General features: G+C 61.8%; 24 protein-coding genes and 2 pseudogenes. 10 read left to right on the top strand and 16 right to left on the bottom strand.

Features of this window, described 5'->3' with window-relative positions; genetic code table 11:
- Nucleotides 1-236 precede the first annotated feature (236 nt).
- From G5B40_RS15105 to G5B40_RS15090, 4 genes are all read right to left on the bottom strand, one after another.
- Nucleotides 237-425 carry a helix-turn-helix domain-containing protein gene (locus G5B40_RS15105; protein ID WP_165100164.1) on the bottom strand — a complete coding sequence of 63 codons (189 nt, stop codon included), beginning with the start codon at nucleotides 423-425 and terminating at the stop codon, nucleotides 237-239.
- Nucleotides 422-631 (bottom strand): helix-turn-helix transcriptional regulator, encoded by a 210-nt coding sequence (locus G5B40_RS15100; protein ID WP_165100161.1) that lies wholly within the window; start codon nucleotides 629-631, stop codon nucleotides 422-424. The genes G5B40_RS15105 and G5B40_RS15100 overlap by 4 nt, the downstream gene beginning before the upstream one ends.
- Nucleotides 632-739: 108 nt before the next feature.
- Nucleotides 740-1,447, bottom strand: coding sequence for a hypothetical protein (locus tag G5B40_RS15095; RefSeq protein ID WP_165100159.1), 708 nt, complete (start codon nucleotides 1,445-1,447; stop codon nucleotides 740-742).
- 232 nt (nucleotides 1,448-1,679) lie between these two features.
- Nucleotides 1,680-2,453 carry a GntR family transcriptional regulator gene (locus G5B40_RS15090; protein ID WP_165100156.1) on the bottom strand — a complete coding sequence of 258 codons (774 nt, stop codon included), beginning with the start codon at nucleotides 2,451-2,453 and terminating at the stop codon, nucleotides 1,680-1,682.
- A gap of 440 nt (nucleotides 2,454-2,893) precedes the next feature.
- Between G5B40_RS15090 and dctP the strand changes: the two genes are divergently transcribed.
- The 7 genes from dctP to G5B40_RS15055 all read left to right on the top strand — a co-directional run bounded on the left by dctP (nucleotide 2,894) and on the right by G5B40_RS15055 (nucleotide 8,463).
- Nucleotides 2,894-3,895, top strand: coding sequence for a TRAP transporter substrate-binding protein DctP (dctP, locus tag G5B40_RS15085; RefSeq protein WP_165100153.1), 1,002 nt, complete (start codon nucleotides 2,894-2,896; stop codon nucleotides 3,893-3,895).
- Nucleotides 3,892-4,407, top strand: a complete 516-nt coding sequence (locus G5B40_RS15080) for a TRAP transporter small permease (protein WP_165100151.1) — start codon at nucleotides 3,892-3,894, stop codon at nucleotides 4,405-4,407. The genes dctP and G5B40_RS15080 overlap by 4 nt, the downstream gene beginning before the upstream one ends.
- A gap of 1 nt (nucleotide 4,408) precedes the next feature.
- Nucleotides 4,409-5,710 (top strand): TRAP transporter large permease, encoded by a 1,302-nt coding sequence (locus tag G5B40_RS15075; protein WP_165100148.1) that lies wholly within the window; start codon nucleotides 4,409-4,411, stop codon nucleotides 5,708-5,710.
- 4 nt (nucleotides 5,711-5,714) lie between these two features.
- Nucleotides 5,715-6,482, top strand: coding sequence for an alpha/beta fold hydrolase (locus G5B40_RS15070; RefSeq protein ID WP_165100145.1), 768 nt, complete (start codon nucleotides 5,715-5,717; stop codon nucleotides 6,480-6,482).
- Between the two features lie 108 nt (nucleotides 6,483-6,590).
- Nucleotides 6,591-7,001: a transposase gene (locus tag G5B40_RS15065; protein ID WP_165100143.1), complete on the top strand. Its 411-nt coding sequence runs from the start codon at nucleotides 6,591-6,593 to the stop codon at nucleotides 6,999-7,001.
- Nucleotides 6,998-7,315 (top strand): IS3 family transposase, encoded by a 318-nt coding sequence (locus G5B40_RS15060; RefSeq protein WP_165100141.1) that lies wholly within the window; start codon nucleotides 6,998-7,000, stop codon nucleotides 7,313-7,315. Before G5B40_RS15065 ends, G5B40_RS15060 begins: the two co-directional genes overlap by 4 nt.
- 197 nt (nucleotides 7,316-7,512) lie before the next feature.
- Entirely contained in the window at nucleotides 7,513-8,463 is a 951-nt protein-coding gene (locus tag G5B40_RS15055) for a D-2-hydroxyacid dehydrogenase family protein (RefSeq protein WP_165100138.1), read from the top strand.
- Nucleotides 8,464-8,648: 185 nt separating this feature from the next.
- Here G5B40_RS15055 and G5B40_RS15050 read toward each other — a convergent pair whose 3' ends face one another.
- The 4 genes from G5B40_RS15050 to G5B40_RS15030 all read right to left on the bottom strand — a co-directional run bounded on the left by G5B40_RS15050 (nucleotide 8,649) and on the right by G5B40_RS15030 (nucleotide 11,103).
- Complete coding sequence (locus G5B40_RS15050) at nucleotides 8,649-9,026, bottom strand: MBL fold metallo-hydrolase (protein ID WP_246209858.1); 378 nt, start codon at nucleotides 9,024-9,026, stop codon at nucleotides 8,649-8,651.
- 454 nt (nucleotides 9,027-9,480) lie between these two features.
- Nucleotides 9,481-9,684 carry a hypothetical protein gene (locus tag G5B40_RS15040; protein ID WP_165100135.1) on the bottom strand — a complete coding sequence of 68 codons (204 nt, stop codon included), beginning with the start codon at nucleotides 9,682-9,684 and terminating at the stop codon, nucleotides 9,481-9,483.
- Between the two features lie 16 nt (nucleotides 9,685-9,700).
- The gene (locus G5B40_RS15035) at nucleotides 9,701-10,615 is read right to left on the bottom strand and encodes an allantoinase PuuE (protein ID WP_179961584.1); all 915 of its coding nucleotides are present in this window, start codon (nucleotides 10,613-10,615) and stop codon (nucleotides 9,701-9,703) included.
- On the bottom strand, nucleotides 10,615-11,103 hold the full coding sequence (locus G5B40_RS15030) for an ureidoglycolate lyase (RefSeq protein WP_165100132.1): 489 nt from the start codon (nucleotides 11,101-11,103) through the stop codon (nucleotides 10,615-10,617). The genes G5B40_RS15035 and G5B40_RS15030 overlap by 1 nt, the downstream gene beginning before the upstream one ends.
- Nucleotides 11,104-11,342: 239 nt before the next feature.
- Between G5B40_RS15030 and G5B40_RS15025 the strand changes: the two genes are divergently transcribed.
- Complete coding sequence (locus G5B40_RS15025) at nucleotides 11,343-12,017, top strand: GntR family transcriptional regulator (protein WP_165100130.1); 675 nt, start codon at nucleotides 11,343-11,345, stop codon at nucleotides 12,015-12,017.
- Nucleotides 12,018-12,191: 174 nt separating this feature from the next.
- Here the strand turns inward: G5B40_RS15025 and G5B40_RS15020 are convergent.
- From G5B40_RS15020 to G5B40_RS14990, 7 genes and pseudogenes are all read right to left on the bottom strand, one after another.
- Nucleotides 12,192-13,063: pseudogene (locus G5B40_RS15020) on the bottom strand (IS5 family transposase).
- Between the two features lie 201 nt (nucleotides 13,064-13,264).
- Nucleotides 13,265-13,987, bottom strand: a pseudogene (locus G5B40_RS15015) (helix-turn-helix domain-containing protein); the annotation flags it as partial.
- A 150-nt stretch (nucleotides 13,988-14,137) separates the two neighbouring features.
- Nucleotides 14,138-15,625 carry an amidase gene (locus tag G5B40_RS15010; RefSeq protein WP_165100125.1) on the bottom strand — a complete coding sequence of 496 codons (1,488 nt, stop codon included), beginning with the start codon at nucleotides 15,623-15,625 and terminating at the stop codon, nucleotides 14,138-14,140.
- A gap of 229 nt (nucleotides 15,626-15,854) precedes the next feature.
- Nucleotides 15,855-17,132 carry a TRAP transporter large permease gene (locus G5B40_RS15005; protein WP_165100123.1) on the bottom strand — a complete coding sequence of 426 codons (1,278 nt, stop codon included), beginning with the start codon at nucleotides 17,130-17,132 and terminating at the stop codon, nucleotides 15,855-15,857.
- On the bottom strand, nucleotides 17,129-17,668 hold the full coding sequence (locus tag G5B40_RS15000; protein WP_165100119.1) for a TRAP transporter small permease: 540 nt from the start codon (nucleotides 17,666-17,668) through the stop codon (nucleotides 17,129-17,131). The genes G5B40_RS15005 and G5B40_RS15000 overlap by 4 nt, the downstream gene beginning before the upstream one ends.
- Nucleotides 17,669-17,680: 12 nt before the next feature.
- Nucleotides 17,681-18,721 (bottom strand): DctP family TRAP transporter solute-binding subunit, encoded by a 1,041-nt coding sequence (locus G5B40_RS14995; protein ID WP_211907339.1) that lies wholly within the window; start codon nucleotides 18,719-18,721, stop codon nucleotides 17,681-17,683.
- Nucleotides 18,722-18,880: 159 nt separating this feature from the next.
- The gene (locus G5B40_RS14990; RefSeq protein ID WP_165100116.1) at nucleotides 18,881-19,933 is read right to left on the bottom strand and encodes a 4-hydroxythreonine-4-phosphate dehydrogenase PdxA; all 1,053 of its coding nucleotides are present in this window, start codon (nucleotides 19,931-19,933) and stop codon (nucleotides 18,881-18,883) included.
- A gap of 119 nt (nucleotides 19,934-20,052) precedes the next feature.
- Between G5B40_RS14990 and G5B40_RS14985 the strand changes: the two genes are divergently transcribed.
- Both G5B40_RS14985 and G5B40_RS14980 read left to right on the top strand, forming a co-directional pair.
- On the top strand, nucleotides 20,053-20,724 hold the full coding sequence (locus G5B40_RS14985) for a GntR family transcriptional regulator (protein ID WP_165100114.1): 672 nt from the start codon (nucleotides 20,053-20,055) through the stop codon (nucleotides 20,722-20,724).
- Nucleotides 20,725-20,877: 153 nt separating this feature from the next.
- Nucleotides 20,878-21,891 (top strand): IS110 family RNA-guided transposase, encoded by a 1,014-nt coding sequence (locus G5B40_RS14980; RefSeq protein ID WP_165100111.1) that lies wholly within the window; start codon nucleotides 20,878-20,880, stop codon nucleotides 21,889-21,891.
- A gap of 146 nt (nucleotides 21,892-22,037) precedes the next feature.
- Here the strand turns inward: G5B40_RS14980 and G5B40_RS14975 are convergent, their stop codons facing one another.
- Nucleotides 22,038-22,487: a hypothetical protein gene (locus G5B40_RS14975; RefSeq protein ID WP_165100108.1), complete on the bottom strand. Its 450-nt coding sequence runs from the start codon at nucleotides 22,485-22,487 to the stop codon at nucleotides 22,038-22,040.
- Between the last annotated feature and the right edge of the window lie 15 nt (nucleotides 22,488-22,502).

Below are 22,502 nucleotides of genomic sequence, written 5' to 3'. Positions count from 1 at the left end.
GTGTTGATCTTGAAGCGGGCTGGCCTGTCGCCGGTCCACAAGCGGCTGGACCACAACACTCGCGACCGAAGGATTGGCTTGCCCGATTGGTGGGCCGCCCACGGCGGGTTGGCAGAGGTCAGGGCATGGAGATGTAGTCGCCGGAGACGAATCCGATGGTTCTGATGGCCGAGTGCTCCCGAGACCTTTACAGGCCATTGAAACAAGAAGACTTTCACGGACGGGAGAGGACATCGTCACGCCTCCCTCAGAAAGGCGCGCCAGACGTTCTCTTCGATCCGGACGAGGCGTTCTGATCCGCCGAGCCGGCGAATTGGAAGGAGGCCCGCCTTGATCCAGCGGCGCACCGTGCGCGTGCAGACGCCGGCCTCCTCCGCCGCGTCGCGAATGGTCAGGAGGCGCGGGCTCGCGATCTTTCGGGTCATCGATCACGCTCCGTCCCGGGTCGCACGAGTTGGGCCTCGAGCCAGGCTGCGACGTCCGTCGGGCGGTAGCGCACGCTGCGGCCGATCCGGAGGAAGGCCGGTCCCTCCCGTCGCGACGGCGCCAGCTCGAGATGGCGCTTCGATATCCCGCAGGTCTCGGCGACCTCGTCGCGGGTCATCAGGCGGGTGATCGTCTCGGGCTTCATGACGCGGCCTCGGGTTGCTTTCTCTTGCGAAGCACCCTCGGCTGCGTCGCCACGCCCGTCACATGCGGAAAACAGTGTAATTTTTGGAGGCGTTTTCCCGCATGCGGCTCAGCGCCGGGCGCGGATCGCCGTCCTGATCCGCGTCGCCGCCGCCGTCGGGTCGATCCCGGGCGCGAGTCGCTCGATCAGCGCGAGCGAGAAATCGAAAAGCAAACCGCTCTCAACACCTGTCTCTCGATCGACGACCCGGCCGGTGTTTCCAGTCAGCTGCTTCAGGATCACGCGGACGTCCTTGACGAGCAGCTCATAGTGGCCGCGCGCCCGAGGCCGAACTTCGACATGTTCGAGGCTCGCCTTCAGCGAACTGAGCGCCTTGTCGACATCCTCGCCGGAGGGAAGGAGCGAGCTTCCGAACTCGTCGGACAACGCGCGGCGGAACGCGAGATAGCCGTCGAACGCCCTCCGGGTATTTTCGAGATGGCGGCGCGCGGCGCGGCGCTGGTCATCGGACATCTGATGGACGCCGTCGGGCTCCGGCGCGCTCAACGTTGCGAATGCCTCGGCGATGAAGGCAAGCCCCGCCAGCCGCTCCGCGAGGCGTTCCGGCGTCACTGGCGTCTTTACCGTCGGCCTCCGCTCCGCCTCCAGTCGGGATGACCATTCGTGCAGAAATGCCGGTCCAAACACCGCTTCCAGAGTCGGCAGGTCCTCGGTGTCGAACGCGTCGTCGTTGACGAGGGATTCGTCATAGGGAACAGGATCGGCCGCCGGAGGGACGTCAAGGTTCCATGTTGGGTCGGGGCGGCGGTCAGGCATCGGCGTTCGGACTCCGCCATCAGATCGGTCGCGCGAGTATGCCGGTATGTTTGACGGAAGGGAGCATCAGGGAAACATGAAAATGCATCACTGACTTCGGGATCGCGGCCATCTCGTTTGTCGCGGCTTACGCCAGTCGTATCGCCATTGATCTCTCCCCGCTCGTGGCGCTCATGTCGCCGATGCGTGGAGGAGCCTCCGGTTCCGACTGTTCGGATTACCGAAGCCGCCTCTAGGCGACATGATCCCACAGCTCCAGACTGCGGCCGTTGGGCGGCAGGTGGAAACGCTGGAAGTAGAGCGGCACGTCGCGGAAGCTATGGGCGCGGTTCGACCACAGAAGGCCGGCGGCGCCGGGCTCGACCCCGATCAGCGCGCAGACGCGCGCCGGGATCGCGGCGAAGTCGATCCTTTGCGAGATACGGAGCGCCGGCGCATTGAAGCGCGTGGCGAGCAGATGAGTGAAAGCGACGCCGTCCAGCGCCTGCGGCGTGTAGTCCAGGAACATCGCGAAGCGGCTCGCAGGCAGATAGAACTCGCCAAAGGCGGAGAATTCCCGGTTCACGCTGACCAGCCGCGTAATGCGCACGAAATCCTTTTCATCACGGAAAAAGTCGCACCATGGTCCCGCCTCGCCGCAGCGCTCGACGGACAGCACCTTGGGATACACCGGCAACTGGCGGCCGGTGTCATCGACAAAGCGGAAATAGCGGATTTCAGCGGCGTTGACCGCAGGCGCGGCGACATAGGTGCCGTCGCCATGCCGGCGCACCAGCAGACCATCCTCGGCCAAGAGCCGCAGCGCCTTCTGCACGGTGCCAAGACTGACCGGCATGCGCTGGGCGAACTCGGCTTCCGGAGGCAGCCGGTCGCCCGCCTTCCAGCGTCCAAGCTCGATAAGCTGCAGGATCTGGTCATAGAGCAGCCGGTATTTCGGCCCGGCGCCGCGAACGCCGTTCGCCATGGCGAGGGAGTGCGAGATTTCATCCAGGGATTTGACTGACACGAGCCGCCTTCCGCTTGCCAGCACCGACGAAAGCCCTAGACGGGATAACGCCTCATTGCTACAGTCCTATATAGTTTAAAATGCGCCGGAGGGAAACATGGACGTCACGGCCAAGCCGCTGTGCGCCCCGCGGGGACTCTGGCGCGCCTTACCCGCATCCAGAGTCGGGGCCTCGGCGGCCATGGTGATGGGGGCCGGGCGAGGCGCCATCCGCCGCCGCGCCAGCTCCGTCGCCGGCGCGCGCCAGCGATAATGGACTGCATGCGCTTGAAGGACTGCACGCCATTCTCAGGCGCGGCGCGGGCGGGCGTATCCGCCTCCCGCGAACGCGAGAGGGCGGGTTTGATCCTCATGGAGATTCGGCTGCGCTGACTGCATGTCGCGCGCGAATGTTTCGGCCGAACACGAATACCGCAACAACAAGCAACCGGGAGACTGCAATGAAGACAATGCGCACCACCTTGAGCGCGGCGCTGATGGCCTTCGGCGCCGCAGCGACGACGACGGCTGCGAACGCGACGGAGCTGCATCTCGGCACTTACGTGACCACCGCCGATATCCGCTACAAGGGTCTGGAGAAATTCGCCGACCTGGTGAAGCAGAAAACGGACGGGCGGGTCACGTTCAAGCTGTTCCCGTCCAGCACGCTGGCGCCGCTGCCCAAGGCCTGGGATGCCGTGACCGCCGGCCTGGCCGACGCCGCGGCGACGCCCCTCGTCGACGCTCGGGTGTCCTGCTACAGGAAGGTGTTTTTCGCGCCAACCCCGATCGACTACAGCAAGCACGTCGAATTCGACAGAAAGCTGATGGCGCTCATCGGCAAGCAGTTCGAGGAGGCTGGCGCGGTGGTGCTGATGTCCTCGAACTTCTCCTATGATCAGGAATGGTTCTTCCGTGAACCAATCGAGAAGCTCGACCAACTCGAAGAGCGCCTGGTTCGCTCGGTCAGCCCGATCGTAACCAAGACCATCGAGTTGTGGGGCGGCTCGCCGGTGTTCATTCCGCCGGCCGAAACCTATCAGGCCGCCGAACGCGGCGTCGTCGACAGCATCAACATGGGCGTGGCGACATCTCAGTCGCTCGGCCTCTTCGAAGTGCTGCCGTATATGGTGAACGCCGACCTCTACTACGGCAACACCGTCTACACCATGAACAAGGACCGCTTCGACGAGCTTTCTCCGGAGGATCAGAAGGCGGTTCTGGCGGCGGCCAGCGAGGCCGAGGAATGGACCTCTCCGCGCTATACCGACTGGATCGACCGCAAGGTCGGCGACGCGGTAATGAACGGCGGCCTGAACGCCCGTTCCGTCAGCAAGGACGACCGCGCCCGCATGGTGGCGCAGCTTCAGGACGGCTGGTGGGACGAGGTCAAGCAGGATGAGAATTGCGGGCCCGAGCTCGGCGCCGAGGTCGAAGCCTTGTTCGAGGCCTACGCATTTTGAGGCTGCCTGCTGACGACAGCGGCGGCGTGGGGCGGTTGCGTCGTGGTTTCGCATGGGCGGCGGACGGGCTCGCCTGGTTCGGCGCCGCCTTGATGGCGGTCGTGACCTTGTGGATCAGTTACGGCGTCGTGGCGCGCTATGCGTTCCGCGCGCCCGACGCGCTGGTCACCGAGGCCACGGCGCTGCTGCTGGTGCCGATTGCGTTTCTCGGGCTCGCCCATGCGTTCAAGAGCGACGCGTTGCCGCGGGTCACGCTGCTGCTGGACGTGCTGCCGGGGCCGGTGAAGCGGGCCCTGGATATCTTCAACCTGATGCTGATGGCGGCGATCGGCGTCTTCTTCGCCACCGTCGCGGTCAAAGCCGTCTCGCGCACATGGCGCAACGGTTCGGTCTCCAACGTGATCGAGTGGCCCGAATTCTGGTTGTGGATCCCGGTCGCGCTGGCGTTCGTCGTCTTCATAGGTCTTGCGATGATCCGTCTTGCCGAGAATTTCCTCGGCGGGGAGCGTTGAGATGGAGTGGTACGAGGCGCTCGCCGGCATTCTGGCGCTGTTGCTTGTGCTCGTCGCCATCGGCCTTCCGCTGCCCTTCGCGCTGGCCGGCGCCGCGATCCCGTTCTTCTGGCATGTCCAGGACCTGCGCCGGGCCCTGATGGGCGCGGAGTTCATGATCTGGCAGACCTGGTTCAACTACATCCTGCTGGCGGTGCCGCTGTTCGTCTTCCTGGGGGAGCTGGTCGGCCGCTCGAATATCGGCACGGCGCTCTACCGCGCGATGCATCGCGGGGTCCGCATGCCGGGATCGGCGGCCATCGGCAGCGTCGGCGCCTGCGCCGGTTTCGGCGCCGTCTGCGGCTCAAGCATGATCGGGGCGCTCACCATCGGCGGGGTCGCGCTGCCGGAGATGCTGCGGCTCGGCTATGACCGGCGCCTGGCCGCCGGCGTCGTCGCGGCCGGCGGCACGCTCAGCGTGCTGCTCCCGCCCAGCCTTATCCTGCTTTACTTCGGCATCATCACCGACACCTCGATCGGCCAGCTTTTCGTCGCCGGCGTCGCGCCGGGCCTGGTGATGACCCTGCTCTTCGCGCTGGTGGTGTTGGGCTGGCGCCTGTTCGACCCGTCTGGCGTGCCCGCGCGCGCCGACGGGCAGCGCTTCGATTGGCGCGATCTGGTGGTCGGCGTGTCTCCGGTTCTCATCATCGGCTTCGTCATCATCGCCTCGATCTACTTCGGCGTCGCCACGCCCACCGAAGCGGCCGCCGTCGCGGTGGTGTTCACCTTGCTGCTCGCCTTCGCTTTCGGCGGCCTCACCGTCGCGGCCCTCGGCCAGGCGTTGCTGGCGACCATGCGCACCATGGGCTTTCTGGGGTTGATGCTGGCGGGGGCGCTGCTGTTCGGCTACGTGCTGAATTTCTATGGCGTGCCGCAGGAGTTGGCCGCCGCGCTGACCGCGACGGCGTTGCCGCCGACCGTGCTGATTTGCCTGATCATTCTCTTTTATCTGGTGATCGGCATGTTCCTTGAGCCAACCTCGATGCTGTTCATCACCTTGCCGACGGTGTTCCCCATCGTGCAGGCGCTCGGCTTCGATCTGGTTTGGTTCGGCATCGTCTTCACCATCACCATGGAGATCGCGGTGTTGACGCCTCCGGTCGGGCTCAACCTGTTCGTCATCCAGGGGCTGGCCCCCGACAAGGTGTCGATCACCGATGTCATCGTTGGCAGCCTGCCCTTCGTCGCGATGCTGGCGATGATGATCGTATTGCTGTTCCTGTTCCCCAACCTGGCGCTCTGGCTGCCAAACGTACTGAGGTGAAACGATGATCAACTACGTCCGACGCGGGCAAGGGCCGACGCTAGTTCTGGTGCACGGCTTTCTCGGCGGCAGCTGCCTCTGGCGGCCGGCGATGGCGCATTTCGCCCGCTTCTTTGACACCATCGCCGTCGATCTGCCGGGTTTCGGGGCCAGCGCCGCGTCGCCAGCGCCAGGCGCGCCGCGCGACTTCAGCGCAGCCGTTTTCGAACAGCTGGACGCGCTTGGAGTGGAGCGTTTCCATCTTGTCGGCAGCTCGATAGGCGGCTTCATCGTGCAGGAGATGGCGCTGGCGCAACCGGACCGCGTTGAGCGTCTGGTGATCTACGGGAGCTCCGCCTTCATCGATACCGCCGCGCGCTTCGAGACCGTCGGGGAGTCAGTGGCGCGCTTTCGCCGGGACGGGCTGGCCGCGACGGCGACGCGCATCGCCGAAACCTGGTTCGTCGAGGGAGCGGACACCCCGTATTTTGACCTCTGCCGCGAAGCATTGACGAATGTCGACGTGGAAAAGGCGGCCGCGACGCTCGCCGCCTGCAGCGATTGGGACATTCGCGCGCGCCTGGCCGAAATCGCGATGCCGACTCTGGTCATCGCCGGCGAGCGTGATCGATCCTTTTCGCTGGAGCAGTTCGTCGGCTTGCGCCGCGGCCTGCCGGACGCGCAACTGGCCATTCTGCCGGACTGTGCGCATATCGCGCATCTGGAGCGGCCCGCGTTGTTCAACCAGGTCGTCACCGAGTTTCTGCTGGCGTCGCCGCGCCGCGCGGAGTGAGTTCGCCCTTGATTGCGGCTGCGGCCTCTCCTGGAGTGCGCCCCTCGGATTGGACAGATTGAGCGGCTTGCGATTGACCGGGGTCGGGCTTTCTGAGGAATAAGGCCAATGCCCAGACACCGCAGCCACAGCATCGACTTCAAGCGTCAGATCGTTGCCGAGTACCACGCCGGGGAGACGCTTCACGCGCTCGGCCGACGCCATGACCTGCCTCGCAACCTGATCCGGATCCGGGTCGAGAAGGCGGAGGCCGGTTCGCTCGACCAGGACATGGCGTCGGCCGAGCTGCTGACCGAGTGCGAGGCGCGGATCGCCGCGCTCGAGCGGCTTGTCGGACGTCAAGCACTCGAGATCGAGTTTCTAAAGGGGGTTCAGAATAACGCACGCTCCCCGAGAAGCGCGCCTATATCCGCGACGAGCGGCCCCGCGGCCTCTCCATCGAACGGGGGTGTGCGCTGGTGGACGTGCCATGCTCCACCTTCTACGCTGCGCCAGAGACAAGGCTGTCCGACGACGTGATCGTAGCGGAAATCCGCACGATCACCGACGAGTTCGAGTGCTATGGCTACCGCCATGTCGGCGTCGAGCTCCGCCATCGAGGCCAAATCATCAACGCCAAGAAGGCTCGTCGGCTGATGCGCGAGCATGACCTCACCCCGCGGAGAAGACGGCGCTTCACCCGCACCGCAGACAGCGACCACGACGGGCCGATCTTCCCGTTCGTCGCACGCGACTTCGAGGTCCATGGCCCCGACCAACTCTGGGTGGCGGACTTGACCTACGTCGCCATAGGCGCCGGCTTCGTCTATGTGGCGGTCGTTCTCGACGCCTGAGCGAGGCGACAGAAATGGCCGTTCATCGCTAGCAGGTAGGGCTCCACTCTAACGGCATCCTTTTCGCGGGCATGCAGGTGCGATTTTCTGACCTACCGCGCCTAACCGGCAACCCGGCCGAGGAAATTCAACTTCGGCCGGGACTCCAGGTTACGAGAGTATGAGTGTAGTGCGGCAACACGAAGGAGACGGATCGGATGCGCTGCGCGATTCTCGACGATTATCAGAACGCCGCCCTCTCGATGGCGGACTGGGGGTCGCTGACGAGGCAGGTGGAGATCACGGTGTTCAACGCTCCGATCGGTGGCGCCGCGGAAATCGCCGCCGCCCTGGCGGATTTCGAGATCATCTGCCTGATGCGCGAGCGCACGCCCTTCACCGCCGAGATTATCGGGGCGCTGCCGAAGCTCAGGCTGATAGCGACCTCCGGAGCGCGCAATGCGGCGATCGACGTTGCTGCGGCGAATGCCCGGGGGGTGAGCGTGTGCGGCACCGACTCGGCCGTGCACCCCACGGCTGAGCTGGTCTTCGCCCATATGCTCGAATTTGCCCGAAAGGTTGGCCATGAGAACGCGCGGCTGAAGGCCGGCGCCGTCTGGCAGGAGACGATCGGGCTAGATCTCAGCGGCAAGACACTGGGCGTTCTCGGGCTCGGCCGTCTCGGCGAGCGGGTTGCTCGCATCGCCGCAGCATTCGAGATGAACGTGATCGCCTGGAGCGAGAACCTCACCGCGGAGCGCTGCGCGGAACTGGGCGTCGGCCATGTATCGAAGACAGACCTGTTCCGGGCTTCCGACTTCCTCTCGATCCATCTCCAACTCTCTCAGCGTACGCGCGGCCTCGTGGGCGCGGAGGCGCTCGCACTGATGCGGCCGGGCGCAATTCTCGTAAACACCTCTCGCGGCCCGATCGTAGAGGAGGGAGCGCTCTTAGACGCCGTCCGGGCGGGCCGCATCGCCGGCGCCTGTCTCGATGTCTATGACGAAGAGCCGCTGCCGCTCGAACATCCCTATCGCGCCGAGCCGAAGATCCAGATCTCGCCGCATCTCGGCTATGTGACCGAAGCGAACCTCCGGCTGTTCTACGGCCAGATGGTCGAGGATATCCGCGCGTTCGCCGAAGGGAACCCGGTGCGGGTTGTCGCCTGACGTCGCCCACTCCGGCGCAGGCGTGTCTTGCAACGGAATCCTATCTGTTTGAACCGTGGGGGTTTCCGTTCGGAGGTTTGGTCTGATTCAAGATGTCCACCTGAGACAGAGGCCGGTGGACATGTCGAAAGCCTTTCCCTCGATCTTCGCACCCAGATCCAGCAGGCCGTTCCGGATGGAGCCAGTCACACCCCGCCCGCTTCGCCGTCAGTGCTGCAAGCGTGGTCACATTGCCGTCGGGCGACAAGGTGGTTGGTTTTGCTCTTTCCCGACAGCCGGTCTGCGCGAATTGACCTGAAGTCGGGCGCCTCCCAGAACTTCACTTTGGCGGCCGCCACGTGGATCCGCAGATCCGGACGCAGCCGTCCCTTTACCCCGTCGACGAGCAACCCGCCGACATGATCCATATGCATGTGCGTCAGCACGACGTCCGTCACGGAGGCGAGATCGACGCCAGCAGCCTCCAATCTCCCGATCAATTGTCCGGCTCGCGGCAGGTTAAGATTCGGGTCCAGCACGAGCCCGGCGTCAATGATGACGGTCCGCCCGCCGCTATGCGCCATGGCCACGTTCAGAGCTCAGTCGAAGGCCTCAGGAGGCAAGAACATGTCGTCCACCCTCCCTGTCGCCAGAAAGGGCAAAAGTGGCCGACTTTTACGCCGGCCGCTGGAGTGGGCCCCTTGGGCCGGGCACGATCAGGCAGCGTCTTTGACCGGCGGCCGGGCGTGCTTCTTTTCGTACTGGTCGGGATTGAGATAGCCAAGCGATGAATGAAGGCGCCTGGCGTTGTACTTCTCGATGAATGCCGGGAGTTCGAAACCGCAACGTCCTCGGCGGTTTCGAACTCGAGCGGATAGACGCCGTCTTCAGCGTCAAGCTTCTTCCCGTCAGCGAAAATGACGTCGTCGCGCAGGTCGAATGAATAATGAAGTCTGTCTTCCGAGATCTCCGGCATGGCGGCGGCGACTTCGCGATGCAGCGTGCCATCGGGCGCGGTGTACACTAGGTTGCTGCAGGTCAGGATCGGCAAAGCTCCGAAATCATGGTTCGGTACTCCCAGGGATGCAGGTGCGGCAGCGCGCCGAGGATCGAAGCGGTGATGAACCCGTCGCCCCGGGGATTGGCGAAGCTGGATCTCGTGCCGATGCCGGTGGCCAAGCTGAATGCGCCGGCGTCCGCCAGTTTCAAGGCGGTCCGGCGGCTAGGTTGACGTCGCTGCATGTGGGCATCCTCCGCTTTATGTTCTTGCTTCGGGGAACGGATGGTGGGTGCGCCAATGCTCGGCTATATCGAGCCGCCGAGTGATCCACACATTCTTGTGCGCTGAGACATAGTCGAGAAAGCGCTCCAGCCCTGCTGCGCGCGCTGGATGACCGATGAGCCGCATGTGAAGGCCCACCGACATCATTTTTGGGGTGCCTTTTCCTTCGCGCCACAGCATGTCAAAACCATCCTTCAAAAACTCGAAGAATTGACCACCGGTTGCTATGCCGCCATTAATGAACTTCCCATCATTGTGAGTAAGGCTGTACGGAACGACGAGATGGGGATCCCCATTAACTTTAGTCCAGTAAGGCAATTCGTCGTCATAGGCGTCGCTATCATAGAGAAATCCGCCTTCTTCCATCAAAAGCTTTCTGGTGTTTACACTGGGGCCATACCGACAATACCAGCCCAACGGCCGCTCGCCGATCGTCTGCTGCAAGGATGCGATTGCTTTTCGAATGTGTTCGCGCTCCTCCTCCTCGCTCAGATGATAATGGGGCACCCAGCGCCATCCGTGGCAACAGACGTCAAACCCTGAGGAGGCGATGGCCGCAGCCGCCTTCGGGTTGCGCTCGATCGCCAATGCGCATCCAAAAACGGTCAGCGGCAGACCTCGCTCCTGGAACAGGCGCATCAAGCGCCAAAAGCCGACTCTCGAGCCGTAGGCGAACATGCCCTCGCCCGCGAGGTCGCGCCCCTTTACGCCCGGATCGAGCGGAGCCTCGGTCAGCCCGGTTTCGGTATAACCCTCGCCATCCTGAACCGAGGGCTCTGAGCCCTCCTCATAGTTCATGACGAAATTTAGAGCGACCCGCGCTCCGCTGGGCCAACGCGGGTTTGGGGGATTATTGGCGTAGCCGATCAGGTCGCGATCATAGCTGGGCATCAGATGTCCTCCATGGGGAGCACCGTTAAAGGCTCAATGTCGACAAATTCTTCGTCTTCGGGTCCACCGTCGCGCCACATGAAGACCGCGAAGCCAGCAGGAGCTTGAAAGACGGATAGCGGGTGATGCCAGACATCAGCGCCGTAGGTGACGCCGACTCCGCCTTGAGCGAGAAAAGCGCGCGCCTCGCCCATGTTCGGCCCCCCTTCAGCGGCATGGGGGGCGACGAGCACGAGGAACCGAACAGGCCCCAATGGCACAAAGGACTGTGAGCTTTTTTCGTGGCGCTCCATCCGCAGCGCTTTCAGCGGAAAGGATTCAGCGGCCTCGACCCGCGACAAGGAAAGACTTGCCCCGACATCTAGACGATCATTGCGCAAACTCGCCTCGAAGAAGTTGCGACCAGCCGACGATGGCGGGACGAGAACGTCTCCATAGCGCTCAAAGCGCTCTGAAGTAAGCGGTTCAGTTCGGATAACGCGGCTCATCTAAGGCTTTCCCTTTTAGGTATCCACTTGGTATACCGTAGCAAGCATGAAGGCTGTTGCAACAAAAAATCTGGGAGAAAAATTCGTGAAGTCTTATGAGCTAATCCATAAACAGCACTGGCCAAAGCAGCGGCTCCACGGCCCGAATGCCGTGTGAAGCGCCACCAACGCCGCGGCGATGCAGGCGACTTTAGCTTTTGGGCGCCGCTTAACTCGCTCACCGAACCGGAAACATAAAGATGGCTCAATCACGCGAATCCGCTAACAGCAGCAATCAGTTGAACTTGACGGAAAGCAGCTATCAAGGGCTGCGCGCGCAAATCATTGATGGCACCCTCCCCCAAGGGTCCGTCCTGACTGAACGGCGCATCGCTGGCGTCATCGGTGTGTCTCGAACGCCGCTGAGAGCGGCCTTGGTGCGGCTCGAGGGCGAGGGTTTAGTCGAACGCCTTCCCAATGGCGCTGTGATGATTCGGCGGTTCTACATCGAAGATCTGTTGCAAATCCTCACGGTTCGCCGAGCTCTGGAAGGAGAGGCAGCAGCGCTTGCAACGGGTCGGATGAACACGCGCCTCGCCGCCACATTGGCCGCGGACGCAGCCCGGTTCGCCAATGCGCAAGATGTCGCTCTTGAGAAGTTCTGGCAACATGACGACGCATTTCACGACAGCATCGCCGAGGCCAACGGAGAGCCGCTTCTGCAAGATATGATCATGGATCTCAGGCGAAAAGCGCGGATGTGCCACGCCCCTAGAATGCCATCGAATTTCGTTAATCAGGCCAAGGAACACATTCGAATCTTAAAAGCGCTGGCAGGCGACGACCCCGAGCGATCCCGTCGCGAAATGCATACCCACCTGCACGCAGTCCGGCTTCGCCTTGTGAATTGGCTAACAGGCGCTGTAAACGCATAGTAAAGGCGCGGCGAAGCGGCATAGCGCGGACGTAGTCGCGCTTAACGGTTTTAATGAAGGCTTCGGATAGGCGCGCTGGGGGTGACGAATATCGCGCTGATAAACGCAAATTTAATTTTTCGATCGTCAAAGAGGTTTCGATTGAGACGGCTAAGAGCCTGGCTCGAAACTCGGTCAAACATAACAATACCTTGCGAGGCGTCTGGTGAGCAGTCGGATATGCGCGACGTTCGCCCACGCCTCGGACGAGGCGATGGATCGCTCCCAGTCCTTGGCGAGACGGCGGCATCTTCCAAGCCATGCGAAGGTGCGCTCGACAACCCATCGCCTTGGAATGATCTCGAACCCTTCGGCGCGATCAGATCGCTTGATGATCTCGATGCGCCAGTCGCCGAACCCGGTCAGGGCGCGGCGCAGTTTCTTCCCGGCATAGCCGCCGTCCATCGCCCGGCAGGTGAATGGAACATTCACCGAGAGGGTGCGAAGACGTGGCGCAGCCACGGCCAGCGTCTGCGGATGGACGCCAGCACGAGCGGGGCGCCGTCGCGGTCCTGCACGCCGGCGCCGTGAACGACCAGGCCAACCATCAGCCCAATCGTATCGACCACCATGTGGCGCTTGCGGCCCCTGATCTTTTTCCCAGCGTCGTAGCCGCAAACCCCTCCCGCCTCTGTGGTTTTCACGCTCTGACTGTCGATCACGCCTGCGGTCGGAGACGCCTCGCGCCCCTCCAGCTCCCGTGACACCATCACCAGCGCATTGTTGAGTGCGGGCCAGAAGCCTTCGTCCCGCCAGCGGTAGAAGTAACGCTGCACGGCCGAAACAGGCGGAAACTCCGTCGGAAGATAGCGCCAAGGGCAGCCGGTCGAGGCGATGTAAAGGATCGCGTTCATCACCTCCCGCAGATCGGTTGTGCGCGGGCGGCCCAGACCGCGTCGATCAGGCATGTAGGCGGCGATCACCTCCCATTCCCGATCCGTCAGGTCGCTTGCATAGCGCGCTGACCGTCGCGCATATTCCGCGCGGGCGATATCATCCCAGGGCATCGGGTCTCCGTCAGTCGTTGCAAACCGACGTGAATCACAACCCTCTGATATCGCTCAACTCATTTCGGGGCAGGCTCTTAGACTTTATCGGACATTTGGCGTCCGGATGTCGGTCGGGTTCCACCTGTCGATCTGTGATCAGGCGGCGATCATTTTCTCCTTCGCTATTGGCGCGGCGTCAAGAAAGGTCTGCATCGGCGTTTTGCCGCAATATTCCGTCCCCCGGTCGGTCAGCATCCGGCAGAGCTTCACCTCCTGGTCGTCGAAGAACGGCACGACGCGGTCGTTCAGCAGGTCCGCCGCGGTGATTGGCGTCTTGCGCTCGTAGAGCTTGGCGAAGGCCACCTTCGAATAGGTGTCGATGAAGGTCTGCTGATAGATCCGGCCCACGCCCTTCATGTTGCCGACATAGAAGGTGTCCTCGGCGCCGCAATAGCCCGGACATTCGCTCTCGAACTCGCCGTGCGCCTCCTTCTCGGCCTTGGCCTTCTCGAGCGCGGCGAGTTGGCTCTCGGTCAGGACGATGCCGTCCTGCGCCACCTTCGCCTCCAGCGCCTTCAGACGCTTCTTCATCGTCTCCAGTTCGTGACGCCGCCTGACCCCGCGCACGCCGGCCGGCGAAAGCGAATGGCCGCGTTTGCGCAGCTCGTTGGCGATGCGCACCTGGCCGTAGGCCGGCAGCTCCAGCGACAGCTCGACGATCAGCGCCTCCACCTCCGGCGGCGTCCGGTTCGCCAGGAGCGGCTTGCGCCGCGACAGCTCCTGCAACGCCATCTCGCCGCCGGTCTCATAGAGCTCCTTGAAGCGATAGAAGCTGTCGCGGGAGTAGCCCATCATCTTGCAGGCCTGGCTCACGTTCCCAAGTTGCTTGGCGAGCTCGAGCAGCCCCACCTTCGCGCGGATGATCTTCTGGTCCTTGGTCATGTCGACGTTCTCCAAAACGCCGAGGCCGGGCGTTCCACCACCCCAACCGTTCCACGCCCGGCCTCGGCTCTCACCTCAGCTTCACGACGCCGTCTGTCAGATCAAGTGATGACTTCTACAACAAATCGGACCTCCCACGCTCAAGCTCGTTTAGTCTGACAAGGCCGCTGTACGCGTGCCAGGTGTATCGACCTCATAGCCGAGCCTACCCTCCGGTCGTCGTATGGGTCGCCTCTTAAAATGTTGCGGGCGGATGCGGGCGTAACTCGCCGCCGCGGCCAGAACCTTGTCGTCCCGAAGGCGGTGGCCAACGATCTGCAAACCGATCGGAAGCCCCGATTTGGAGACGCCGCATGGCACAGAAATCGCCGGCAAGCCGACCAGGCTGAAAGCGTACACCCCAAGAAACACATCGTAGTAGTTTTCAACTTCCACCCCACCTATGTGATTTGGAAGAGGTTGATCGATACGGAATGGAAGCGCGCCAATAGTCGGCGTCAAGATGAATTCGTATCTCTCGAGGAAATTGCGCACCCGGCGCCAGTATGCCGAGCGAAGGCGCTCCGCCCGCGCGACGCTTGCGAGCGATTGGCTGGCGGCGCCCTCTATCTGGTTCACCAATTGCTTCGTCAATTTTGGAGCATGTTCCTCCAGAAGCTCCGAAAACCGACCAATCACTCCGAAGCTCCGCGTTCCCGCGATGATGTCCCGAATGTCGCTTGCGTCGAAACATGCCTCTTCGACGATCGCGCCCTGCTGGGTGAAGGTGGCGGCCGCCGCCCGCACCGCCTCGGCGACCTCCGGATCGACAGGCATGACGCCGCCAAGATCCATACAGAGAGCAATTTTGCGTCCGCGCAATGGCGAGCCGTCCCGGGCCGCCACAATATAGTCCGCATCGGGATCCGGCAGACTGCTCGGATCGCGATTATCCTGGCCCGCAAGGATCGACAGCATCAATCCCAGATCTCTGACCGTGCGGGCCAGCGGCCCCTGAACATGCGCGACGAGCGTATCCCAGGCGAATTCGGCCGGATAAACTGGAACGCGGCCGGGGCTTGGGCGCAGACCCGAAATGCCGCCCCACGCCGCCGGAATTCTGATGGAGCCGCCGTGATCGGTTCCCAGCCCGATCGGGGCCATATCGGATACGATCGCAGCCGCAGTTCCTCCGCTGGATCCGCCTGCGCTGACAAATGGATCGAGCGGATTTCGGGTGAGGCCGAAGATCCTGTTGGTCGTATTTACGTCCGTGGCGAATTCGGACGTATTGGTTTTTCCCATGAGGATCCCGCCGGCGGCCTGCAAACGCTCGACGACGATAGCGCTCTCTTTCGGTACATTGGTTTCATGAACAAGTGAGCCGAAGGTCGTCCGCAATCCGGCCGTCGGAATATTGTCCTTGACGACGAAAGGCACGCCTTCCAGCGGCCGCGCCGGCGCACCTGCAGCCAACCGATCGTCTGCGGCCTTCGCCTGCGTCAGAGCATCGTCATTGAACGTAACGACAGCATTTATACCCTCATTGAGGTCAGCCGCCCGATCTTGAAAGGCGGAGCAGACTTCGCTGATCGAAATCTCGCCCTTGCCGACGCGCCGTGCAATTTCGGTGGCGTCCAAATCAGTTAGTTTACTCACGCTCAGTGTTCCTTGAGATAGGAGATTGCTTTGCTCGCGCCCCGTCTTCCGCCGAAGACAGCCCGGGATCGCGGGTTGGCTGATCGCGTCATGTGCGTCCTCTGCGGATCCGCGGCCCCATCGACTCGATCATACATCAGCCAAACACGTCGAGCCAAACTCGCCAGCGCCGATCAAAACCAATCCGCACAAGAGGGCCTTCCGCCCTCCTCTATCGCCCCCCGCAAACTCAATGCATGAGGATACGGATAGGCAGAAGAACAATCTCCGGAAAGACTGCGATCGACAGGTATATAACCATGCTGCACGCATAAAACGGCAGTGAAACCCGAACCAGTTTTTCGATAGGAAGGCCGCTGATCTGGGCCGTGGCGAAAAGACAGACGCCGACAGGCGGCGTGGCGAGCCCGAGAGACAAGCCGGTCACAAGAAACACGATGAAATGCAGCGGGTCGATGCCTACGCTCACCGCGACAGGGAACAGAACCGGAATGAGAATCAGTCCGGCGGCGATAATTTCCATGAACATTCCCACTATGAGGAAGATCACCCCCATCAAAAGCAAAATGATCGTTGGATCGGCGGAGACGGACAGAATGGCTTCACTGACCTTTTGCGGCAGGCGATCAATCGTAAAAACATAGGTCGCGACGCTGGCGCTCATCATGATGAGCAGGACCGTGCCCGTCGTGCGTCCGGCGCTGATCAAGATGCCTGGAACTTCACGAAGCTTGAACCCGCCATAGAACACGAACCCCACCAGGAATGTGTAGAACGCCGCCAGGCCAGCCGCCTCAGTCGGGGTGACTATTCCGGAAAACATTCCCCCAAGAATGATGATTGGCGCGCCGAGGGCGGGCAAAGCCACACCGATGGTGCGGGCTGATTGGGAAAAGCCTCTTGGAGGCTCCATTACGCCATACCCGTTTCGGCGTGCGATCACATAGTTGATCAGCACAAACCCCATGGCGAGAATGATCGCCGGCCCCACGCCGCCCGCGAGCGCGCCGCCGACCGACTGCCCGGCGGCGGATGCGGCGATAATCATGAGAATGCTTGGCGGAACGATCGACGCCAATGTCGCTGTCGTCATCGTAAGGCCAGCCGCATAGTCGCGCGGATAGCCTCGCTCCGTCATTGCGCGGATCTCAAGAGGGCCAAGACTCGCCACATCGGCGATGGCCGAGCCGGAAATTCCACCGAATATGAAGCTGGCGGCGATATTGACATGGCCAAGTCCACCGCGCCAGCGCCCCACGACAACGTTCGCGGCCTCGAATATGCGCTCGGACAGGCCGCCTCTCTCCATTACATGTCCAGCAAGTATGAAGAGAGGAATAGCGATCAAAAGAAAGCTGTTCACCGATGTGTACATCGCCTGCGACACGACTGAGAGCGGGATACCCTCGACCTGAAGCACAAACATGGCGGCCAGACCAAGAGCCACCGCAAGCGGCACACCAAGAATGCTCAGGGCCGCAAAAGTCCCAAGAAGTAGCCAACTCACGTGATGACCCTATCTGTATCTTCAAGCTGAGAGCGTGACGCCTTGTCCAGATAGACAGTCTGAATCAGAGCGATGACCGATAGCACCGCAGAAATAACCGCGGGTATCGTGATGATATACATGCCGATCCCCAGCACCGGCGAAACTTCGCCAATCCTGATTTGTCGATATACAAGCTTCACGGAATACCATCCAACTACAGAAAAGAATATCATGCCCGTCAATGCATAGATATGAACCGACACGCGCCGAAATATGGGAGGCAAGATGTTTACAAGAAGCATGATCCGCGGATGATGTAATTTTCTGAATCCAACGCTCAGGCCAAGAAAAGCGGTCCAGATGAACAGGAATCTGGACAGCTCTTCGGTCCATGGTGTCGAAAAATTATAGGTGCGTGCGAAAACCTGAGTGGAGACCGCAATCAGCATGCTCGAGACGCAGATCAGGAGCACCCCATCGACCGGACGCCAGAGCCAGCGGTCGATCGCGATGGTGACCCGCATCCGCACCCCACCTGTCTTTTCCGACACCATGGATAGCAGTCCCTAATTCCGGCCTAGAAATTTCAGGCTTTCCTGCATGAACTCCGCACCCACCAGAGCCTCGAATTCAGGATAGAGGGCCAGGGAGATTTTCTTGAGCTTCTCTTTTTCTTCGGGATCAAGCTCGTGAACCTCCATCCCCTTCTCCTTGAGCTCTTCGATCATGCGAGCTTCTTCCTGACGATCGTAATTGCCCTTGTACTCGGCCGCCTCGAGCGCCGATTCCTGCATGATCTCCTGGAGCTCCGGCGGCAGGCCATCCCACAGGTCCTTGTTGACGGCGAGAATATACGCGTCGCCGATGTGACCGGTGAGATTCAGGTGCTTCTGCACTTCGTAGAACCGGTTGGACAGCGGGATCTCCACGGGATTTTCCTGTCCGTCTATCGCCCCCAGCTGAAGGGCCGTGTAGACTTCGGTGAAGGCCATCGGCGTCGGGTTGGCTCCGACTTCCTTGAAGAATTTCACAAACAGCTGGTTGTTTGGAACGCGCAGCTTCAGCCCCTTCAGATCGTCGACCTTGGTTATGACGCGATCCGAAGTCGTCACGTGACGAAAGGTCCGAAGCATCATCGCCAAACCTTTGATGCCCAACCGGTCGAGAGACGAAAGCAAGGTTTGGCCCGGCTCGCCTTTCATGTATTTTTCCAGCTCGCCATAGTCTGAAAACAGATACGGGAGGCTCATCGCGTTCATTCGAGGTTCGAATGACGCAAATACGTTGCTGCTCAAGATGACCATGTCGAGAGCGCCGTCGCCGAGCTGGTTGACCGCGGCGTTCTGATCGCCGCCAAACAAGATGCCATCCGGAAAGATCTCGATTTCGACATCCCCATCCGTCTTTTCCGTGACGATCTCGGCAAATTTTTCCGCCCCGATCGCGACAGTTGAAATGATCGGGTCGCCGATGGCCATACGGAAGCTGTACTCTTGCGCTTCAGCCGCACCCGATAGGGATACGGAAGAAAGCAGCGCTAACGCCCCCGCAATAGCTCCCGTGGAACGCATCAGGTTTTGTGTAAGGTTCATTTTGTTCTCCTCCATGTGTTTTGACGTTCCCGGCCCATCCCTCTCTGACGAACTTCAACCGGGACCGTCAGTCTTTCTGACAGGGCATGAATGTCGCACAGTATTAGACCACAACATTTCAGCCCATTTTCAGATTTCAGGCTCACCCTCTCATTCTGATATTGAGATCGTTTGTCATGGGCGCGTAAGGTGACTTGAAACACCCCGCCCGGAGGGATGAACTACTCTGGGGCCGCTATTTGCCAGGCCCTTTTTGGCCACCAGTTCCCGACCCAGCTCCACCGCCTTGATTGCGGCGCCGGCGTTCGCCTTCCCCAGCCCTGCGATGTCGTAGGCGGTCCCATGGGCCGGCGTGACGATCGGAAACGGGTAGCCGGCGATCAGCGTAACCCCCCGGTCGAACCCGAGAAGCTTCATCGCGATCTGCCCCTGATCGTGAAACATGGTCAGCACGGCGTCGAATTCGCCCTTGACGGCCCGCAAGAACACCGTATCGGAGGGGACTGGACCGGTCACAGGCATCTGCTCGCCCTGGGCGCGCGCAACGGCGGGCGCGATTATCTCGTCGTCCTCGGCGCCGAAATTGCCCCCGTCTCCGGCATGAGGGTTCAAGGCCGCGACGCCGATGCGCGGGCGATCGAATCCGGCATTCTTCATGACCTGAAACGTCAGCTTTATGCTGTCATATATCCGATCCACGCTCAGCGTTTCTGCAACGTCTCTCAAGGGGATGTGCGAGGTCACACGCGCATTCCAGACTTCATCGAGGACATTGAATTCGCGCCCTGACGCGGCTGCGCCGATTGTCCTGTCGATAAAGCCGATTTCATCGACATAGTCAGGCTGCGCCAAACGCATCGCATGCTTGTTGAAGGGCGTGAAAAAGACCATATCGGCGATGCCCGCATTGGCGATCTCCAGCGCCATGCGGAAGTTCTGGACCGAGCCGCGTCCACTGGGTTCACTCGCCACGCCCAGCGGCACGTCGTCGGGGTCGCAGTTCGCCATATCCAGCAGAACCGTCCGGTCCGGTCGATCGCGCAATTCGTCCACCGTCACACGGGGCAGCTTCAGCTCGACCCCGGCATGCGCGCATCCACGCTCCAGCACCCGCGCGTCGCCGATCACGACCATCTCTCCCGCCTCTATCGCGCGATCGGCGAGGATCTTGGCGGCGAGTTCCGGCGAGACGCCAGCCGCATCGCCCAGAGCGAACGCAATTCTCATGACCCCTCACCAATTTGAGCAAGCAATCGTCACTTTGTGATGTATACAATATTTTCTATCTTAAATTCAAGCTGTCCCTGACGCGAACCGCTGCTAATATCTACGAAAGGAGCAATTCGATGCATGACGCGACGGAATCCGACCATCCGCTGGCCGTTCGCAAAGAGACGCTGCACGATCAGGTGGCCAGCCGAGTGCGGGATCTAATTATCGAGGGGATCTTGGAGCCGGGAAGCCGGATCGACGAAAGCACACTTTTGCGCCAGCTAGGCGTATCGCGCACGCCATTTCGCGAATCGTTGCGCACGCTTGCGGCGGAAGGCCTGATCGAAATTCGCCCCTCGCATGGCAGCCGGGTGCGAAAGCTGAGCCCCCAGGAAGTTCAATCCATGCTGGAGGTGCTCGCGAACCTGGAAGCCCTGATCGGGCGACTGGCCTGTGAGCGGGCATCGGATACCGAGATTGACAGCATGATAGATCTCCATCACCGGATGATCGAATATTATCGAACCCGAGACCGGCTTCCCTATTACAAACTTAATCAGGAATTCCACAGCCGGCTGGCCGCATTGAGCGGCAATTCCATGCTCGTCGAGATTCAGGCCAACATTCAGGCACGTCTCAAACGGATACGGTTTATAGGGAACGGTAGATCCGAACACTGGGCTGAGGCGGTGTCGGAACACGAGGAAATGGTCGCCGCCCTTGAATCACGGGATGGCATGCGCCTTTCTAAAATAATGGAGCGTCACCTCGAGAACACTTGGCAGAGGGTACGGAATTGCATTTAGGAAGGGGACGGGTCTGATATCCTGCATGGCCTGCAGAGATCGTCTTACTGTGGCCGGCGCCATGACCAACTGAACTGATGCGGTGGATGCCCCCACCCGACGGCATCGAGTATGCCAGAACGGTTCTATAGGAACCAAGCGAGGGAGGTTTCCGTGACGAAGATTAGCATGCTGGCGATCGATCTTGCCAAGGGCAGTTTTCAAGTTTGTGGCGTCGGAGCGGACGGGGACGTCGCGTTCAACAAGTCAGTATCGCGGCCGCGACTTTATCAATTGCTGGCGGACCAACCGTCTTGCGTGGTGGCGATGGAGGCCTGCGCCACGTCCCATCACTCGGGCCGGGTCGCTCAGTCTCATGGACACGAGGCGCGCCTGATCCCGGCGGCATACGTGAAGCCGTTCGTGAAGCGACAGAAGAACGACCGTGCCGACGCCGAGGCGATCGCGGAAGCAGCGTCGCGTCCGACCATGCGCTCCGTAGCGGTGAAGAGCGCTGAGAAGCAGGGCCGCGCAGTGGCATTCCGGACCCACCAGTGCTTCGTCCGGCAGAGAACCCAGCTGATCAACGCGCTCCGGGGGCATCTGGCCGAGTTCGGCCTCGTGGCGCCGAAGGGTCCAGCCAGCCTGAAGGTGCTGGAACATGCGTTGGCCGAGCCCGATATCGACCTGCCGGGCTCGGTCCGCGAAATGGGCGCGCTCTACCTCGAGCAGATCTCCCGGCTGACCGAAGTCATCGGGCGGCTGGGCGCCGAGTTCGAGGATGCATCGAAGACCGACGAGGAATTGCGCCGCCTCTGTACGGTGCCGGGGATCGGTCCGGTCACGGCAGGCGCTATCGCAGCCTTCGCGCCGGACCTCGAAGCGTTCGACAGTGGGCGCAACTTCGCCGCGTGGTTGGGCCTCGTTCCGCGACAGCGATCTACCGGTGGAAAGGCTCGATTGGGCGCCGTCAGCAAGATAGGCCAGACTGACATCCGAAGGCTTTTGATCGTCGGTGCGATGAGCGTGATTCGATGGGTCGTGAGGAAGGGCGGCAGCGCGAACCGCTGGCTGGCCAATCTGGTGGCGCGCAAGCCGAAGATGGTGGCCGCCGTCGCGCTCGCAAACAAAATGGCCCGAATGATCTGGGCCATCAGCGTCAAGCAGGAGGATTATCGAATGACGTGACCCCGATCGGACCGAACGGGAGCACGGCATGGCCGGAAGGCCGGGGTGAGCGATCGACGACGGAATAGGCGACACGGACTTCAAAGCTCAAGGCGGGATTACCCAGGCCCGGGGCTCGAGCATCATAGCTCTCTGAACTGTAGAAGTCAGCACTTGATCTGACAGACGGCGTCGTGAAGCTGAGGTGAGAGCCGAGGCCGGGCGTGGAACGGTTGGGGTGGTGGAACGCCCGGCCTCGGCGTTTTGGAGAACGTCGACATCCGGAGCGGGCAATAGGCGAGGAGCAGGATCGCCGCGCCGTCGCGGGCGCGGACGGCGCGCGCGACCGGGTCGAGACCGGGGTCGTCCTGCGCCTCGCGGACCAGCGCGGCGCCAAGCTGGACGAGCGTCGCGGCCGAGACCTCCGCGGCCGGGAGCCTTCGCGCGCCGGCGCGGGATTCGAGACGCTGGAGACGCAGCACCGCGGTCTTGAGCCGGGTCACCGCGGCGCTGAACGTCCGCGTCGTGCTGACGAGGCGCGGCGGGACCTGGGGCGTGTCGAACGTCAGGAACCTGCTGGCGAGGGTCTGTGCCGCCTGCACCCAGCGCCCAATCACCCCTGTCGCCCGCTG

The organism is Pikeienuella piscinae (genome assembly GCF_011044155.1).
Classification (GTDB): domain Bacteria; phylum Pseudomonadota; class Alphaproteobacteria; order Rhodobacterales; family Rhodobacteraceae; genus Pikeienuella; species Pikeienuella piscinae.
Note: the sequence above shows the minus strand (reverse complement) of the source record. Positions and strands in the feature narration are given on the sequence as shown.

Bases quoted from the DNA above. Each gene is read 5' to 3' on its own strand.
- G5B40_RS15105 (WP_165100164.1), bottom strand. From the start codon at position 425: ATGACCCGAAAGATCGCGAGCCCGCGCCTCCTGACCATTCGCGACGCG.
- G5B40_RS15100 (WP_165100161.1), bottom strand. From the start codon at position 631: ATGAAGCCCGAGACGATCACCCGCCTGATGACCCGCGACGAGGTCGCC.
- G5B40_RS15095 (WP_165100159.1), bottom strand. From the start codon at position 1,447: ATGCCTGACCGCCGCCCCGACCCAACATGGAACCTTGACGTCCCTCCG.
- dctP (WP_165100153.1), top strand. From the start codon at position 2,894: ATGAAGACAATGCGCACCACCTTGAGCGCGGCGCTGATGGCCTTCGGC.
- G5B40_RS15075 (WP_165100148.1), top strand. From the start codon at position 4,409: ATGGAGTGGTACGAGGCGCTCGCCGGCATTCTGGCGCTGTTGCTTGTG.
- G5B40_RS15070 (WP_165100145.1), top strand. From the start codon at position 5,715: ATGATCAACTACGTCCGACGCGGGCAAGGGCCGACGCTAGTTCTGGTG.
- G5B40_RS15065 (WP_165100143.1), top strand. From the start codon at position 6,591: ATGCCCAGACACCGCAGCCACAGCATCGACTTCAAGCGTCAGATCGTT.
- G5B40_RS15055 (WP_165100138.1), top strand. From the start codon at position 7,513: ATGCGCTGCGCGATTCTCGACGATTATCAGAACGCCGCCCTCTCGATG.
- G5B40_RS15050 (WP_246209858.1), bottom strand. From the start codon at position 9,026: ATGGCGCATAGCGGCGGGCGGACCGTCATCATTGACGCCGGGCTCGTG.
- G5B40_RS15040 (WP_165100135.1), bottom strand. From the start codon at position 9,684: ATGCAGCGACGTCAACCTAGCCGCCGGACCGCCTTGAAACTGGCGGAC.
- G5B40_RS15035 (WP_179961584.1), bottom strand. From the start codon at position 10,615: ATGCCCAGCTATGATCGCGACCTGATCGGCTACGCCAATAATCCCCCA.
- G5B40_RS15030 (WP_165100132.1), bottom strand. From the start codon at position 11,103: ATGAGCCGCGTTATCCGAACTGAACCGCTTACTTCAGAGCGCTTTGAG.
- G5B40_RS15025 (WP_165100130.1), top strand. From the start codon at position 11,343: ATGGCTCAATCACGCGAATCCGCTAACAGCAGCAATCAGTTGAACTTG.
- G5B40_RS15000 (WP_165100119.1), bottom strand. From the start codon at position 17,668: ATGGTGTCGGAAAAGACAGGTGGGGTGCGGATGCGGGTCACCATCGCG.
- G5B40_RS14995 (WP_211907339.1), bottom strand. From the start codon at position 18,721: ATGGAGGAGAACAAAATGAACCTTACACAAAACCTGATGCGTTCCACG.
- G5B40_RS14990 (WP_165100116.1), bottom strand. From the start codon at position 19,933: ATGAGAATTGCGTTCGCTCTGGGCGATGCGGCTGGCGTCTCGCCGGAA.
- G5B40_RS14985 (WP_165100114.1), top strand. From the start codon at position 20,053: ATGCATGACGCGACGGAATCCGACCATCCGCTGGCCGTTCGCAAAGAG.